Origin of the sequence: Novosphingobium umbonatum (genome assembly GCF_004005905.1) — a bacterium.
Lineage (GTDB): Bacteria > Pseudomonadota > Alphaproteobacteria > Sphingomonadales > Sphingomonadaceae > Novosphingobium > Novosphingobium umbonatum.
This window is the reverse complement of record NZ_SACO01000003.1, coordinates 319244-335396: the sequence shown is the minus strand read 5'-3', so window position 1 is coordinate 335396 and position 16153 is coordinate 319244. Positions and strand designations below refer to the sequence as shown.

At 61.8% G+C, this 16153-nt stretch carries 14 protein-coding genes; 6 read left to right on the top strand and 8 right to left on the bottom strand.

Translation table 11 applies throughout. The annotated features are described in order from the left end of the window. The first annotated feature begins 2 nt into the window (after positions 1 to 2). The 3 genes from gcvPA (at position 3) to EOE18_RS06000 (ending at position 3479) form a co-directional block, all read left to right on the top strand. On the top strand, positions 3 to 1358 hold the full coding sequence (gene gcvPA / locus EOE18_RS06010; RefSeq protein WP_127707209.1) for an aminomethyl-transferring glycine dehydrogenase subunit GcvPA: 1356 nt from the start codon (positions 3 to 5) through the stop codon (positions 1356 to 1358). Next, positions 1358 to 2911, top strand: coding sequence for an aminomethyl-transferring glycine dehydrogenase subunit GcvPB (gene gcvPB, locus EOE18_RS06005; RefSeq protein WP_127707207.1), 1554 nt, complete (start codon positions 1358 to 1360; stop codon positions 2909 to 2911). The genes gcvPA and gcvPB overlap by 1 nt, the downstream gene beginning before the upstream one ends. Before the next feature lie 76 nt (positions 2912 to 2987). Then, positions 2988 to 3479, top strand: a complete 492-nt coding sequence (locus EOE18_RS06000; RefSeq protein WP_127707205.1) for a CcdC protein domain-containing protein — start codon at positions 2988 to 2990, stop codon at positions 3477 to 3479. Here EOE18_RS06000 and EOE18_RS05995 read toward each other — a convergent pair. After that, a complete protein-coding gene (locus EOE18_RS05995) occupies positions 3447 to 4361 on the bottom strand; it encodes a DMT family transporter (RefSeq protein WP_246027285.1) in 915 nt (304 codons plus the stop codon). The two genes, EOE18_RS06000 and EOE18_RS05995, sit on opposite strands and share 33 nt — an antisense overlap. Positions 4362 to 4414: 53 nt before the next feature. After that, positions 4415 to 5929, bottom strand: a complete 1515-nt coding sequence (locus tag EOE18_RS05990; RefSeq protein ID WP_127707203.1) for a TadA family conjugal transfer-associated ATPase — start codon at positions 5927 to 5929, stop codon at positions 4415 to 4417. Between the two features lie 99 nt (positions 5930 to 6028). Here EOE18_RS05990 and EOE18_RS05985 point away from each other — a divergent pair, with 99 nt between their 5' ends. Next, positions 6029 to 6358: an HNH endonuclease gene (locus EOE18_RS05985; RefSeq protein ID WP_127707201.1), complete on the top strand. Its 330-nt coding sequence runs from the start codon at positions 6029 to 6031 to the stop codon at positions 6356 to 6358. Positions 6359 to 7070: 712 nt separating this feature from the next. Here EOE18_RS05985 and EOE18_RS05980 read toward each other — a convergent pair. From EOE18_RS05980 to EOE18_RS05960, 5 genes are all read right to left on the bottom strand, one after another. After that, on the bottom strand, positions 7071 to 7328 hold the full coding sequence (locus EOE18_RS05980) for an ATP synthase F1 subunit epsilon (RefSeq protein WP_127707199.1): 258 nt from the start codon (positions 7326 to 7328) through the stop codon (positions 7071 to 7073). A gap of 5 nt (positions 7329 to 7333) precedes the next feature. Then, positions 7334 to 8767, bottom strand: a complete 1434-nt coding sequence (atpD, locus tag EOE18_RS05975; protein WP_127707197.1) for a F0F1 ATP synthase subunit beta — start codon at positions 8765 to 8767, stop codon at positions 7334 to 7336. A 29-nt stretch (positions 8768 to 8796) separates the two neighbouring features. Next, the gene (locus EOE18_RS05970) at positions 8797 to 9678 is read right to left on the bottom strand and encodes a F0F1 ATP synthase subunit gamma (protein ID WP_127707195.1); all 882 of its coding nucleotides are present in this window, start codon (positions 9676 to 9678) and stop codon (positions 8797 to 8799) included. A gap of 31 nt (positions 9679 to 9709) precedes the next feature. Next, positions 9710 to 11239 carry a F0F1 ATP synthase subunit alpha gene (atpA, locus tag EOE18_RS05965; protein WP_127707193.1) on the bottom strand — a complete coding sequence of 510 codons (1530 nt, stop codon included), beginning with the start codon at positions 11237 to 11239 and terminating at the stop codon, positions 9710 to 9712. 64 nt (positions 11240 to 11303) lie between these two features. Beyond that, complete coding sequence (locus EOE18_RS05960; RefSeq protein WP_127707191.1) at positions 11304 to 11858, bottom strand: F0F1 ATP synthase subunit delta; 555 nt, start codon at positions 11856 to 11858, stop codon at positions 11304 to 11306. Positions 11859 to 12135: 277 nt separating this feature from the next. On the opposite strand from EOE18_RS05960, the gene ada reads away from it, so the two are divergent. Beyond that, positions 12136 to 13161 carry a bifunctional DNA-binding transcriptional regulator/O6-methylguanine-DNA methyltransferase Ada gene (gene ada / locus EOE18_RS05955; RefSeq protein ID WP_127707189.1) on the top strand — a complete coding sequence of 342 codons (1026 nt, stop codon included), beginning with the start codon at positions 12136 to 12138 and terminating at the stop codon, positions 13159 to 13161. Here ada and EOE18_RS05950 read toward each other — a convergent pair. Then, on the bottom strand, positions 13146 to 15317 hold the full coding sequence (locus tag EOE18_RS05950) for a primosomal protein N' (RefSeq protein ID WP_127707187.1): 2172 nt from the start codon (positions 15315 to 15317) through the stop codon (positions 13146 to 13148). The two genes, ada and EOE18_RS05950, sit on opposite strands and share 16 nt — an antisense overlap. Before the next feature lie 176 nt (positions 15318 to 15493). On the opposite strand from EOE18_RS05950, the gene fsa reads away from it, so the two are divergent. After that, complete coding sequence (fsa, locus tag EOE18_RS05945) at positions 15494 to 16144, top strand: fructose-6-phosphate aldolase (protein ID WP_127707185.1); 651 nt, start codon at positions 15494 to 15496, stop codon at positions 16142 to 16144. The last annotated feature ends 9 nt before the right edge of the window (positions 16145 to 16153 follow it).

Genomic DNA, 16153 nt, shown 5'->3' with positions numbered 1-16153 from the left:
TCATGCGTTATCTGCCTCTCACAGCAGCCGACCGCAGCGCCATGCTGGAGCGCATTGGCGCCGCGCATATCGACGAGCTTTTCGCCGATGTGCCCGCCGATGCGTTGCAGGCTGGCCCGATTGCCGGTCTGGCCCCGCATGCTAGCGAAATGGCGGTCGAACGCCACATGACCAAGCTGGCCGCGCGCAACCTTTCGGCCGGTGCCGCGCCCTTCTTTCTGGGCGCAGGCGCCTATCGGCATCATATCCCCGCCAGCGTCGATCACCTGATCCAGCGCGGCGAGTTTCTGACCGCTTATACGCCCTATCAGCCGGAAATCGCGCAGGGGACGTTGCAGGTTCTGTTCGAGTTCCAGACGCAGGTGGCGCGCCTGTTTGGCACCGATATTGCCAATGCTTCGATGTATGACGGCTCGACCGCCTGCTGGGAAGCGATTGCAATGGCGGGCCGCGTGACCAAGCGGAACAAGGTGCTGCTGTCGGGCGGTCTCCACCCGCATTATGTGGCGACGGCGGAAACCATGGCGCGCTTTACCGGCGATGTGCTGGAAGCCCGCCTGCCGGTGTTGAGCGCCGAGGCCGATGACGCCGAGCTGATCGCTGGCGTGGATGGCGAAACCAGCGCGGTTGTGGTGCAATATCCCGATATTCTGGGCCGTGTGCCCGATCTGGCCGCGATTGCCGAGGCCGCCCATGCCAAGGGCGCACTGCTGATCGCGGTGGTGACCGAGCCCGTGGCTTTGGGCCTGCTGGAAGCGCCCGGTGTGTTGGGCGCGGATATTGTGGTGGGTGAAGGCCAGTCTCTGGGCGTGGGCCTCAATTTTGGCGGGCCTTATCTGGGCCTGTTTGGTTGCCGCGAGAAATTCGTGCGCCAGATGCCCGGTCGCCTTTGTGGCGAAACGGTGGATGCCGATGGCCGCCGCAGCTTTGTGCTGACCCTGTCCACCCGTGAGCAGCATATCCGCCGCGAAAAGGCCACCAGCAATATCTGCACCAATGCAGGCCTTTGCGCGCTGGCCTTCAGCATCCACATGAGCTTGCTGGGCGGGGAAGGGCTCGCGCAACTGGCGGCGGTCAACCATGGCCGTGCGCAGGCGGTGGCGGCTGCGCTTTCGGCTCTGCCGGGGGTGACTTTGCTCAACAACGCCTATTTCAACGAATTCACCGTTCTGCTGCCATCGGACGCGCGTCAGGCTGTGCGCGCTCTGGCCGATCGCGGTGTGCTGGGCGGCGTGGCGCTGGGTCGCCTCTATCCGCAGGCCAGTCAATTGCATGCGGGCCTGCTGGTCACGGCCAGCGAATGCACGAGCGATGAGGATATTGCGGCACTGGTGGCCGCGCTGAAGGAGGTGCTGTGATGAACGCTCCTAATGCATCGGGCTGGAAGCCTGAAATGGGGCCCGCTGGCAGCGCCCTGCCCACCACCGCCAGCGGCGACAAGGGTTTGCAGCTGGAAGAAGCGCTGATCTTTGAACTGGGTCAGGCTGGCACCTATGGCGTTGATTTGCCTGAGCCGGAAGCCGCGCCTGTCGCTGGTTTGTCCAAATTCCTGCGCAAGGCCGCGCCCGCTCTGCCCGGCCTGTCCGAGCCGGAAGTGGTGCGCCATTACACCCGCCTGTCGCGCCAGAATTATGCGATTGACTTGGGGCCGTTCCCGCTGGGTTCCTGCACCATGAAGCATAATCCGCGCCTCAATGAGAAAATGGCGCGTCTGGCCGGTTTTGCCGACATCCACCCTTTGCAGCCCAAGCAGAGCGTGGCGGGCGCGTTTGAAGCGATTGCCGAATTGTCGGACTGGCTGATCACGCTGACCGGCATGGCCGCTGTGGCGCTCAGCCCCAAGGCGGGCGCGCATGGCGAACTGTGTGGCCTGCTGTGCATCCGCGCCGCGATTGAGGCCAAGGGCGAAGACCGCCCCGTGGTGCTGGTGCCCGAAAGCGCGCATGGCACCAATCCCGCAACGGCTGCCTTCGCCGGTTTCCGCGTGGAAAGCATCCCCGCCAATGCCGATGGCCGCGTCGATTTCGATGCGCTGGTGTCGCGCCTTGGGCCCGATGTGGCGGGTGTGATGATCACCAACCCCAACACTTGCGGCCTGTTCGAGCGCGACATGAAGCGCATTTCGGACGCGGTTCATGCGGTTGGTGGCTATGTCTATTGCGATGGCGCCAATTTCAACGCCATCGTGGGCAAGGTGCGTCCGGGCGATCTGGGCGTGGACGCCATGCATATCAATCTGCACAAGACCTTCTCCACCCCGCATGGCGGTGGCGGCCCCGGTTCGGGTCCGGTGGTGCTGTCGGCGGCGCTGGCCCCCTTTGCGCCTCTGCCTTTCGTGCAGCGCGATGACGCTGGCGTGGCCCATCTGATCGAGGAAGAAGATGCCGCGGCCCAGGGCCACGCGCAGAGCTTTGGCCGTATGGCTGCCTTCCATGGCCAGATGGGCATGTTCACCCGCGCACTGGCCTATATCCTCAGCCATGGCAATGACGGCCTGCGTCAGGTGGCCGAGGATGCGGTGCTCAACGCCAACTACATCCTGCGCAGCCTTGAAGACGTGCTGGACGCGCCTTTCGCCGCTGCTGGCCCTTGCATGCATGAGGCTTTGTTCAGCGACAATGGTCTGGCCGAAGGCTTTACCACGCTGGACGTCGCCAAGGGTCTGATCGACGAGGGTTTCCACCCGATGACGGTCTATTTCCCGCTGGTGGTGCATGGCGCGATGTTGGTCGAACCGACCGAGACCGAGAGCAAGGCGGGTACCGATCGCCTGATCGCTTCGATGCGCGCTCTGGCTGAACGCGCCAAGGCGGGTGACGTGACGCTGAAAAGCGCGCCGCATTACACGCCGCGCCGCCGCGTCGATGAAACGCTGGCCGCGCGCAAGCCCAAGCTGGTGTGGAAGGACTGAACTTTCAGCCCTTAACAATCGGGTAGCGAGGAGCCCCCTTGTGTGTTAGCATGCTAATACACAAGGGGGCTTTTTCATGGCGGCAAGCAATCATTTGGGCATCTGGATCGCGGTCACGATTGTGGCTTTGGTCATGCTGCTGCGTGCGCGGGAGATCGGGCGCGAGAGGGTGTTAAAGCTGCGCTGGGTCTGGGTCGTGCCGGTACTGGTGGTGTCGGGCATCGGCTTTATGCTGTCGCGCCAACACCCCGACGCCGCGCAGATCGGCGGGCTGGCGCTGGGCGCTGTGCTGGGTCTGCCCTTGGGCTGGCATCGTGGCAAGCTGACCGCGCTCAGGTTGGATGATGCCAGCGGGGCGCTGATGATGCGCCCCTCGGCAGCCTCGATGGTCCTGCTGATGGGATTGGTCGCGGCGCGGCAATATACGCGGTTTCAAATGATGGATATGCCGCCTAGCCCATGGCTGGATATGGCCAGCGAGGCACTGCTGGGCATGGCCATCGGTTCGGTCTGCGCCTTTCGGGTAGAACTGGCCTTACGCGGGCGGCGTTTGCTCGACGGCCTGTAAGCGGCGCAGCTTGATATGTTCGCGCCACGCAATCACCAGACCCGCGGCCACGATCAAGGGCGCGCCTAGCCACGTATGGCTGGGGGGCAATTGATCAAACACCAGCCAGCCATAGAGCGTAGTCCACACCAGAGTGGTATAATCCATCACCAGCACGCTGGCCGCTGCGCCATAACGCAGCGCCGCCGTCAGCAGCATTTGCGCCGCTGTACCGATCACGCCCAGCACCAAAATGATGCCCCACACCTGCGCCGAGTGCGCCGTAGCGAAAAAGGGCAGCAAAGGCGCGAGGATCATGGTGGAGAACAGCGCGAAATAGAACACCACCGACAAAGGCGTTTCCGTGCGGGTCAGATCGCGGATTTGCAGGCTGATGATCGCCACCAGTAGGCCGGTGAGCAAGCCCGCCGCCGCGCCCAAAGGCGGCAGGTGCATGGCCCCCGCGCTGCCCGGTTGGGCAATGACCAGCACGCCCGCAAAGCCCAGCACCACCGCCGCCCAGCGCCACAGGCCTACGCGGTCTTTGAGCACCAGCGCGGTCAGGATCACCGCGAACAAGGGCGTGGTAAAGCCCAGCACGGTCGCCACCGCCAAAGGCAGCAGGATTTGCGCGCCAAACAAGGTGACCATGCCGATCGTGCCCATCACCGATCGCATCGCATGGGCCTTGCGCCGCTGGCTGCGCAATTGCGCGGTTTGCCCCGTGGCGAAAACCCAGCCCAGCAGCAGCGGCAAGGACACCGCCTGCCGCCAGAACATGATTTCCGGCAGGGCTACGCCTTGGGCATTGACGTATTTGACCAGCATATAGAGCGTGGCCAGCGCAAAGGCGGCCAGCAGGCGCAGGCCCAGCGCGAGGAAGGGGCGGTTATGTTCAGGCACGGCTTGGCTTTAACCCCCTGACAGCACAGGGCAAGGGGGCAAAAGGCGCAAGTTTACAGGCAGGCTTCCAGAAACGCCTGATCAAAGCCGAACTGGCGCGCCTTTTCCAGAGTGTAGGGGCGCAGGCCCGAAGGCACCCATTCGCCGATAATCTTGCCGTCAGCGTCTTCGTCCAGATATTCAAAGCGGAACAGGTCCTGCGTCACGATCACATCGCCTTCCATGCCGATCACTTCGGTGATGGCGGTGGTGCGGCGGCTGCCATCGCGCAGGCGCTTGACTTGAACGATCATGTCGACGCTTTCGGCAATCTGGCGGCTGATCGCTTCCTTGGGGATCTTGATGTCGCCCATCAGGATCATATTTTCCATACGGCCCAAGGCTTCGCGTGGGGAGTTGGCGTGGAGCGTACACATCGAGCCATCATGGCCGGTGTTCATCGCGGCCAGCAGGTCGAAACATTCCGCGCCACGGATTTCGCCCAGAATGATGCGGTCTGGACGCATACGCAGGGCGTTTTTCACCAGGTCGCCAATGGTGATCGCGCCTTGGCCTTCAAGGTTTGGCGGGCGGGTTTCCAGCGGCAGCCAATGGGGCTGTTGCAGGCGAAGTTCGGCGGCGTCTTCAATGGTCAGCACGCGTTCGCCCGGATCGATCATTTTCGACATGGCGTTGAGCATCGTGGTTTTGCCCGAGCCGGTGCCCCCCGAAATCACGATATTCATGCGCGAGGCGCCCGCAATTTTCAGCGCGGTGGCCATCTTGTCATTCATCGAGCCATAATCGCGCAGCATATCCAGCGTGATCGGCTTTTCAGAGAATTTACGAATGGAAATCGCCGTGCCGCGCAAAGACAGCGGCGGCACAATGACGTTGACGCGGCTGCCGTCTTTCAGGCGGGCGTCGGCCAGCGGCGTGGTCTGATCGACGCGGCGGCCAACCTGATTGACGATGCGCTGGGCGATCTGGAACAGATGTTGTTCATCGCGGAAGCGTATGGTGGAAAGCTGGAGCTTGCCGCTCTTTTCAATATAGGTCTGGTCCGGCCCGTTGACCATAATATCGGTCACGTCCGCATCGCCCAGCAATTCTTCCAGCGGGCCAAAGCCGAGCAATTCGTCGATCAGCACCTTTTCCAGCGCGAATTGTTCGCGCCGGTTGAGCGTGATTTTGAGATCCGCCAACACTTCCATGATGATCGGGCGGAATTCTTCGGCCAGCTCATCCTTGGTCAGCGTCGCGGCGGCTTCCGGATCGACGCGTTCCAGCAGGCGGGGCAGCACCTGCTCCTTGATCTTGTGAACGCTGGCTTCAAAACCTTCGGCCTGCTTTGTGGTTTCCACCGTGGCATTCATGCGGTCGGCCAGCCGCGCCAAGGCATCCCCGCGTCCATTGCCCACAGCGGCCTCGTCCGGCATGAAGCCAGGTTCGACCGGCACAGGGAAACTGTCCTGCACATGGCTGCCCAGGGGCACGGCTTCGCTGCGCATGGGGCGGGCCACGCCGAATTGGGCACGCGCGATGCCAGCGCCGCCGTTGGGGCCAGTCCTACGCCCGAATGCGCTCATGATTGCCTGCTTTCCTTTTGCCCGCGTTGCGCCCACAAGGCGCGCCACATCTGTGTTACACAGTAAGGTAAATAAGCCCCAAACTTTGAGGATTTACTAATGGCTCGCAAGCGACCCTGGGATTATACGGAGGAAGAGGATAATGAAGCGCCCGCGCCAGCCAAGCCTTGCTGGTTTTGCCAGCGGCCTTTGGGTGAAAATGTGGACGCTTATCACCCCGTGCCCAAGAGCAAAGGGGGCAGGGCGGTCGTCTCGGTGCATCCCATTTGCAACCAGACGATCCATGCCAATTTCACCAACGCCCAACTGGCCCGCATTGGCGAGGATGTGGAGGCTTTGCGCGCCCATGAGGCGATGGCCAAGTTTCTGACATGGGTGGAGGGGAAAGATCCCGACTTTTTTGTACCGACGACCAAGAAGGGGCGGTGAGGGTTTTTTGCCTCCGGCGGGTTAAGGGCGGGGGCCCTTAACAAGGCCGATAAGGATGGTGCGGAGCGTTAGGCGTCGCAGGTGTGGGTGGCGCAGTGGAATTGTTGCCTGCGGCGCTTGAGGGTAGCATTTTTGGGCGATGCGGTTCGGATTGATCTTTACTTTGGCTTTTTGTGCTGGATGCTTCCCGCAGTCTAAAGAGGCGGCGAAGCCGCAGGTGTGCAAGGAGCCCCCAGAGTGGTGGGTGACGCCGGAACGTCTGTCAAAAATGCCCGCCCGAGACTTGTTGCCAATCATGAATCGGATGGAATTGAAGACTGACGGCAATCTCGTATGGAATGGCAGACCGATTGATGAGATCGAGGCAGGGGAGCTTATGCGCGAAGCGCAGACATTGCTTCCTCAGCCCTATATTCAATATGTTCATCAAGGGTCAGTTGATTGTGAAAGGATCAATGCGGTTCGAGAATGGATTGACGCAGTATATCAATGCCGAAACATAAAAGGAAAGTGCGAGGAAGGCACCCATGAGGGAGCCCCACCTCCACCCTCACCGCCAAATTAACGGGATTGCAAAGGGCCCCCGCCCTTTGCCCGCCGGAGGCATAAAACGCCCGACAGAGGCATAATGCGTGCTTCAAACATACAAAAAGGGGCTGGAAAGCGCCATGCTCTCCAGCCCCTTTTCAATAAATCCGGCGTAAGCGGCTGATTAAGCCGCCACGCTTTCCGCCAGCACGGTGAGGCCTTCAGGCGTCACTTCGGCGAAACCACCAACGATGGCGATTTCTTCGGCAGGGCTGTTCTCGGTCTTGAACACCTTTACCACGCCATCCTTGATGGTGGACATGAAAGGTGCGTGACCGGCCAGCACGCCGAACTCGCCTTCCGAACCGGGGACGACCACTTGGTAGACATCCTCGGAACGGACCAGACGCGCAGGCGTGACGAGTTCAAAGTGCAGCGCCATGAGAATTACGCCTCCGCAGCCAGCTTCTTGGCCTTTTCAATGGCTTCTTCGATGCCGCCAACCATGTAGAAGGCAGCTTCGGGCAGGTGGTCATATTCACCATCCACCACAGCCTTGAACGACTTGACGGTGTCTTCGACCTGCACGAACTTGCCGGGGATCCCGGTGAACACTTCGGCCACGTGGAAGGGCTGCGACAGGAAGCGCTGGATCTTACGCGCGCGGGCCACGGTGAGCTTATCTTCTTCCGAAAGCTCGTCCATGCCCAGAATGGCGATGATGTCCTGCAGCGACTTGTACTTCTGCAGCGTTTCCTGAACGCGGCGGGCGGTTTCATAGTGCTCCTGACCGACAACGGCGGGCGTCAGCACGCGCGAGGTCGAGTCGAGCGGGTCCACGGCGGGATAAATGCCGAGTTCCGAAATCGCACGGTTCAGCGTGGTCGTTGCGTCCAAGTGGGCGAACGAGGCAGCCGGAGCAGGGTCGGTAAGGTCGTCGGCGGGCACGTAAATGGCCTGAACCGAGGTGATCGAACCCTTGGTGGTCGAGGTGATGCGTTCCTGCAGCGCGCCCATGTCGGTCGACAGGGTGGGCTGATAACCCACGGCCGAAGGAATACGACCCAGCAGAGCCGACACTTCCGAACCGGCCTGCGTGAAGCGGAAGATGTTGTCCACGAAGAACAGCACGTCCTGACCTTCTTCGTCGCGGAAATATTCGGCCATGGTCAGACCCGACAGAGCCACGCGAGCACGAGCACCCGGCGGTTCGTTCATCTGACCGAACACAAGAGCCACCTTCGAACCATCGGGGGTCGGGTTGCCATTGGCATCCTTGGCGATAACGCCAGCGTCGAGGAATTCGTGGTACAGGTCGTTACCTTCGCGGGTACGTTCACCCACGCCAGCGAACACCGACACGCCGCCGTGGCCCTTGGCGATGTTGTTGATCAGTTCCTGAATAAGAACCGTCTTGCCCACGCCGGCGCCGCCGAACAGGCCGATCTTACCACCGCGAGCATAGGGAGCGAGCAAGTCGATCACCTTGATGCCGGTGACCAGAATCGCAGCTTCGGTCGACTGGTCGATGAATTCGGGAGCCTTGGCGTGGATTGCGGCAACCTTTTCGGCGCCAACCGGACCACGTTCGTCGATCGGTTCACCGATCACGTTCATGATGCGGCCCAGCGTCTTGGGACCAACGGGAACCGAGATCTGCGCGCCGGTCGAGGTCACTTCCTGACCGCGGGTCAGACCGTCGGTGGCATCCATAGCGATGGTGCGGACGGTGTTCTCACCCAGATGCTGGGCAACTTCCAGAACAAGGCGGTTGCCATTGTTGTAGGTTTCCAGCGCGGTGAGGATGGGGGGCAGTTCGCCCTCGAAGGCAACGTCGACGACGGCGCCGATAACTTGGGCAATTTTGCCGGTGGTGGCCATGGGTTTCTTCCTTGCCTGCTATGTCGTCGTCAGAGCGCTTCTGCGCCCGCGATGATCTCGATGAGTTCGGTGGTGATCGCGGCCTGACGGCTGCGGTTATACTGGATGGTCAGCTTGTTGATCAGCTCGCCCGCATTGCGCGTTGCGTTATCCATGGCGGTCATCGACGCGCCCTGTTCGCTGGCAGCATTTTCAAGCAAGGCGCCGAAGATCTGGGTCTTCAGATAACGCGGCAGCAGCTGGCCGAGGATTTCTTCCTCTTCCGGCTCGTATTCCACCACGGCATCGCCCGACTTGCCCGCGGCATCCGCCTTGGGGGCGGGAACGGGGATGATCTGCTGTTCGGTAGGCTCCTGCAGCAGGGCGCTGCGGAACTTGCTGAAGAACAGATGGGCGACGTCGAACTTGCCCGCTTCATACAGCGCCACCAGTTCGGCCACGATGGCATCGGCTTCGGCATAACCGGCTTCGCGCACCGTCGAGGTGTCGAAGCCGCCGATGATACCATTGGGATATTCGCGACGGATAACCGCGCGACCCTTGCGGCCGATCAGGTAGAACACAACCTGCTTGCCTTCGGCTTCCAGAGCCTTGGCCTTCAGGCGCGCTGCCTTCACGATATTGGCGTTGAACGCGCCGCACAGACCGCGATCCGAATTGGCCACCACCAAGAGATGCACAGCATTCTTGCCGGTGCCAGCGAGCAGCTTGGGGCTGTTCTCGCTGATCACGATGCGCGAGGCGAGCGAACCCATCACCTGCGACAGGCGCGAGGCATAGGGGCGCGCGGCTTCTGCCGCAGTCTGCGCCTTGCGCAGCTTTGCGGCAGCCACCATCTGCTTGGCCTTGGTGATCTTCTGGGTCGACTTGACCGAGTTGATCCGACCTTTGAGTTCCTTAAGGCTGGCCATTGCCAACTACCTTTCGTAGCTAACTTTGGACTTAAGCGAACTGCTTGGCGAAGGCGTCCAGAGCGGCCTTGAGCTTGCCCTTGGCTTCATCGCCCAGATCCTTGGTGTCGCGGATCAGGGTCAGAACATCGGCATGCTGCGAACGCAGGAAGTTCAGCAGTTCGGCTTCATATTCGGTGACCTGGTTGACAGGGATGCTGTCCAGATAACCGTTGGTGCCGGCAAAGATCACCGCCGTCTGCTCTTCAAAGCCGAGCGGCGAGAACTGGGGCTGCTTGAGCAGTTCCGTCAGACGCGAACCACGGTTCAGCAGCTTCTGCGTCGAAGCGTCGAGGTCCGAACCGAACTGGGCGAAGGCGGCCATTTCGCGATACTGGGCCAGCTCGAGCTTGATCGAGCCCGACACCTTCTTCATCGCCTTGGTCTGGGCCGACGAACCCACGCGGGACACCGACAGACCAACGTTAATGGCCGGACGCACGCCCTGATAGAACAGGCCGGTTTCAAGGAAGATCTGGCCGTCGGTGATCGAGATCACGTTGGTCGGAATGTAGGCCGACACGTCACCAGCCTGCGTTTCGATGATGGGCAGGGCGGTCAACGAACCGGCGCCGTTTTCATCGTTCAGCTTGGCAGCGCGTTCCAGCAGGCGCGAGTGCAGATAGAACACGTCGCCGGGATAAGCTTCACGGCCCGGAGGACGACGCAGCAGCAGCGACATCTGGCGGTAAGCCACAGCCTGCTTGGAAAGGTCGTCATACACGATCACGGCGTGCATGGCGTTGTCGCGGAAGAATTCACCGATGGCAGCGCCGGTGTAGGGGGCCAGATACTGCAGCGGAGCGGGCTCCGAAGCGGTAGCGGCAACCACCACCGAATATTCCATGGCGCCGTTTTCTTCCAGCTGGCGCACGATCTGCGCCACGGTCGAACGCTTCTGACCGACGGCGACGTAGATGCAATACAGCTTCTTCGATTCGTCGTCGCCAGCGTTGGCGGCCTTCTGGTTGATGAAAGTGTCGATGGCGACAGCGGTCTTGCCGGTCTGACGGTCACCGATGATCAGCTCGCGCTGGCCACGGCCGATGGGAACCAGAGCGTCAATGGCCTTCAGGCCGGTCTGCACGGGTTCGTGCACCGACTTGCGGGGGATGATGCCCGGAGCCTTGACTTCCACGCGGCTGCGCGTGTCGGAGATGATCGGACCCTTGCCGTCGATCGGGTTGCCCAGAGCGTCAACCACGCGGCCCAGCAGGCCCTTGCCCACCGGAACGTCCACGATGGTGCCGGTGCGCTTGACGGTGTCGCCTTCCTTGATCTCGCTGTCCGAACCGAAGATCACGACGCCGACATTGTCAGCTTCGAGGTTCAGAGCCATGCCCTGAACGCCATTGGCAAACTGCACCATTTCACCGGCCTGGACCTGGTCCAAACCGTGGATGCGGGCGATACCGTCACCAACGGAGAGCACGGAACCAACTTCCGAAACCTGCGCTTCGGTGCCGAAATTGGCAATCTGGTCCTTGATGACCTTCGAGATTTCTGCGGCGCGAATTGTCATGTTCAGCCTTTCATCGAACCTGAAAAGGGCGGTTAAGCCCTTCGTCGCCCTCTAACGAGGAGCCTTAGCCCTTCATTTTCTGGGCGAGAGAATGGAGACGGGTGCGGATCGAGCTATCGATCTGCTTGCTCCCGATACGCACGACGAGGCCGCCCAGAAGATCGGGGTCAACACTTGTCTTGAGCTTGATGGCCTTGCCTTCACGCGCGGCCAGCTTGGCGGACAGCGCAGCCAGCTGTTCGTCGTTCAACGCATGGGCGCTGGTGACAAAGGCAGTGGTTTCGCCGCGCGCGGCCTGCGCGATGGCGGAATAGGCGCTGATAATATCGGGCAGTGCCGAGAGACGGCGACCCGCCGCCAGAACGCCGAGAAACTTCTTGGTCAGATCACCCAGACCCAGCACAGCGGCCACAGCTTCAATAGCCTTGGCAGCGTCTTCGCGGCTGATCTGCGGATTGCGAATCAAGGCTGCCAGATCGTCGGACTCGGCGATGGCCTGACCCAGATTATCCAGATCAGCCTCGACCCAGCCAATGCAGCCATTGTCTTGGGCCAGTTCAAACAGGGCAGACGCATAGCGCCCTTGTAGGCTGGCAGTAATGCCGGCGGAATTGTCCACGCTTGTCGGTCCCCTCTTGCCGGAACGATTCAGGGGGAAACAGCCCTGCGCTATCGCAAGTTTGTGCCCCATTCGCGGCGCGCATAGCGACGATTATGACAGGATGCAAGCAGGCGATGCGCGCTGATTCCAAAGTATCACCCCCGTAGCTTTGCTGAAGGCGCCATTGCGGGGTGGCATTTCCACATTCCTATGCATAGGCGGCATGAAGCAAAGTGGCGGTTTTGGCCGCAAAGCGGCGGATGCATGGAGGCCGGGACTGGGTTAGGCTGGCGTCATGAACGAGGATGAAGAAAATCTTGCATGGCAGGCCGTGGTGGCACGGAGCAGGGCGCATGACGGCGCCTTTGTATTCGGCGTGGCCAGCACGGGCGTGTTTTGCCGCCCCTCTTGCCCTGCGCGGCGGCCAAGACGGGAGAATGTGTCCTTCTATAACACTCCCGCCGAGGCGAGGGAGGCCGGTTTCCGTCCCTGCCTACGTTGCCAGCCCGAGGCGGCAGGGCGCGATGCCGAGGCGGTGGCGAAGGCTCTGGCCGTGCTGGATGCGGCAGAAGGGCGGGTTTCGTTGGAAGAATTGGGGCGGTTGACGCTTTATAGCCCCGCCCATCTCCAGCGCCTGTTCCTGCGCATGGTGGGGCTGTCCCCCGCCGCCTATCAACGCGCGAAACGGGCCGATGCGCTGGGCAAGGCGGATTCGGTGACGCAGGCGCTTTATGATGCAGGCTATGGCGCGGCGTCATCTTTCTATGATCAGGCCAAGGAGCGGATGGGCATGGCGCCAAGCGTGTGGATCAAAGGTGGGGCAGGAGCCGAAATCCGCTGGGCGGTGGTGGAAACCAGCCTTGGCCCTTTGCTGGTCGCAGCTACCGACAAGGGGGTGTGCCGGATGGGCTTTGGCATGGATGAGGGTGATTTGCGCGCCCAATTCCCGCAGGCGGAATTTTTGGAGGGCAATGCGGAATTTGCCCAATTGCTTTCTATGGTCGTGGCTCAAGTCGAAATGCCCGACGAATCGCACAAGATCCCGCTGGATGTGCAGGGCACCGCTTTTCAGGAAAAAGTCTGGGCCGCCCTGCGCCAGATCCCCAAGGGCGAGACGAGAACCTATGCCCAATTGGCCGCCGCCGCTGGCCACCCCAAGGCGAGCCGCGCGGCGGGCAGCGCCAATGGCGCCAATCCGGTGGCGGTGCTGGTTCCCTGCCACCGCGTGATCCGTGGCGATGGCACTCTGGGTGGCTATGCGTGGGGGGAGGAGATCAAGGCCGAATTGCTGCGGCGGGAAGGGGTCTATACAAAGGAGTAAGGGTCTATATCGATGCTCACCCGCACGCCCTGCGGGAAGGTCAGCGCCCCCAGCCATTCGCGCAGCACTTTCTGTAATTCGGCGCTGCGCTTGGCATTGATCAGCAGGCGATAGCGGTAGCGCCCGCGCAGCAGGGATAGAGGCGCGGGCGCTGGCCCCAGCACCATCACATCGGGCAGATGGGGCCGCGTGCCGCCAATGGCGCGGGCGGCTTCCTTGGCTTCGGCCTCTTCCTCGCTGGAAATGATGATCGCGGCCCAGCGCCCGAAAGGCGGCGCGCCCGCGCTGCGGCGGCCTTCGGCTTCGGCGGCATAGAAAGCGTCCCGATCATTGGCGGCCAAGGCGGCAATCACCGAAGCAGTGGGATGGCGGGTCTGAATATAGACCTCGCCCGCCTTGGCCCCGCGCCCTGCACGGCCCGCAACCTGCGCGATTTGCTGATAGGAGCGCTCTCCCGCCCGCAAATCGCCACCTTCCAGCCCCAGATCGGCGTCGATCACCCCCACCAGCGTCAGATCGGGGAAGTGATAGCCCTTGGTCACCAATTGGGTGCCGACAATCACATCCACCATCTTGTTTTCCGCAGCGCTCACAAATTCGGCCACTTTATCGGGTGTGTTGAGCGTGTCGGAGGTCACCAGCGCCACCCGCGCCTCGGGCAATATCTGCGCCACCTCGTCCGCGATGCGTTCTACGCCGGGGCCGCAGGCGATCAGGCAATCGCTCTCGCCGCATTCGGGGCAGGCGGTGGGCATGGGTTGTTCCTGCCCGCAATGGTGGCAGGACAGGCGCTTGGACAGGCGATGCTCCACCAGCCACGCGCTGCAAATGTCGCATTGGAACCGATGGCCGCAGGACCGGCACAGCGTCAAAGGGGCATAGCCGCGCCGGTTGAGAAACAGCAAGGATTGCTCGCCCCGCTCCAGCCTCTGCTTCAGGGCCTCCACCAAGGGCGGCGCGATCCAGTGGTTGCGCTCTGGCGGATGGTCGATCAGGTTCAGGATATGGATGTCGGGCATCTGCGCTCCGCCGAAACGGTCGGGCAGGATGATGCGCTTGTATACCCCAGCCTCGGCCAGAGTCAGGCTTTCCAGCGCGGGGGTAGCGCTGGCCAGTACCACGGGGATTTTTTCGAAACGGGCGCGGATGACCGCCACATCGCGCGCATTATAACGCACGCCATCATCTTGCTTGAAGGATGTTTCATGCGCTTCATCCACCACAATCAGGCCAAGGCGCGGATAGGGCAGGAACAAGGCCGAGCGGGCGCCCACCACCACTTGCGCCTCGCCGCTGGCAATGGCGCGCCATGCGCGGCGGCGCTCGGCAGATTTAAGGCTGGAATGCCACAGCACCGGCGTTACGCCAAAGCGCGCTTCAAAGCGGCGGAGGAAATTCTGCGTCAGCGCTATTTCGGGCAGCATCACCAAGGTCTGCCGCCCGCGCCTTATCGCTTCGGCCACGGCCTCGAAATAGGTCTCTGTCTTGCCGCTGCCGGTCACGCCATCCAGCAGGAAGGGGGCAAAGCTTTCCGCTTTCACCGCCTCCACCATTTCATCGGCGGCGGCTTGCTGGCCATCGGACAGGGTAGGCTGGGCAAAGGCCGGGTCGGCAGGCGGATAGGGGCGGTCAAGGTCAACCTGCACCGCCTCCATCAAGCCTGCCCCCACCATACCGCGCAGCACAGCCTCGGTCACGCTGGCCATCTCGGCTAGCTCGCGCAAAGTGCCTTGCGCGCCTTGCAGATGTTCCAAAGCGGCGGCGCGCTGAGGTGTCAGGCGCTTGGGCGTTTCGGCTCCCGCCACCAACCGGTATTCGGTCATGGTCCGCCCGCCTTGCAGCGCGGCGGTGGAGGACAGGGCCATGCGCGCCACGCTGGCCAGAGAGGCGCAATAATAATCCGCCGTCCATTCGATCAACCGCCGCAAAGGCGCGGGCAGAGGTGGCACGGGCAGCACTTGCAACAGATTGCGCAGGCGATTGTCACCCACTTCCTCACCGGGCAGGCGGTCGGCTTCCCACACAATGCCCATCACCTGCCGCGGGCCCAGCGGCGCGATCACCACGCTGCCATGTTCGACCGCCATGTCGGCAGGCACGCGATAATCCAGCACCGGCAGAGCGGAATTCATCACAAGCAGGCGGGCGCGTTTCATAGCTTCCCCTATGGGGTGGTTGAATCCTTTGGGCAAGACCGCGAAAGGACCCGATGGATGACAAGTCAACAGCGAGGGCTTGGGTTAGCGCCCGCTCCTGCCTATAGGCGATCTGTGCAAGCCATAGAATCGCGCGCCACCTGTCGGCGTGCGTCACAAAGCAGGGGGCAAATCCCATGAAGTTTTTCGTCGACACCGCCGATATCGCCGACATTAAGGAACTGGCCGCCACTGGCCTGCTGGACGGCGTGACCACCAATCCGTCGATCATCGCCAAGTCGGGCCGTGATTTTCTGGAAGTGACCAAGGAAATCTGCGGCATCGTGGATGGTCCGGTTTCGGCCGAAGTGATCGCCATGGACCATGAAGGCATGATGCGCGAAGCCGAAATCCTGCGCAAGATTGCCGACAATGTCTGCATCAAGGTGCCGCTGACCATTGACGGCCTGAAAACCTGCAAGGCGCTGACCAATGATGGCACCAAGGTCAATGTCACCCTGTGCTTCTCGGCCAATCAGGCGCTGCTGGCCGCCAAGGCTGGCGCTTCCTTCATCTCGCCCTTCATCGGCCGTCATGACGACAATGGCTTTGACGGGCTGGATCTGATCAGCGACATTCGCCTGATCTATGATAACTATGGTTTTGAAACGGAAATTCTGGCTGCCAGCATCCGTCACGGCGTGCATGTGCTGGAATGCGCCCGCATCGGCGCCGATGTGATGACGGCGCCTCCTGCCGTGATCAAGGGCCTGTTCAAGCATGTGTTGACCGACAAGGGTCTGGAACAATTCGCCGCTGACTGGGCGAAGACCGGCCAGAGCCTCTAATAGTAGACT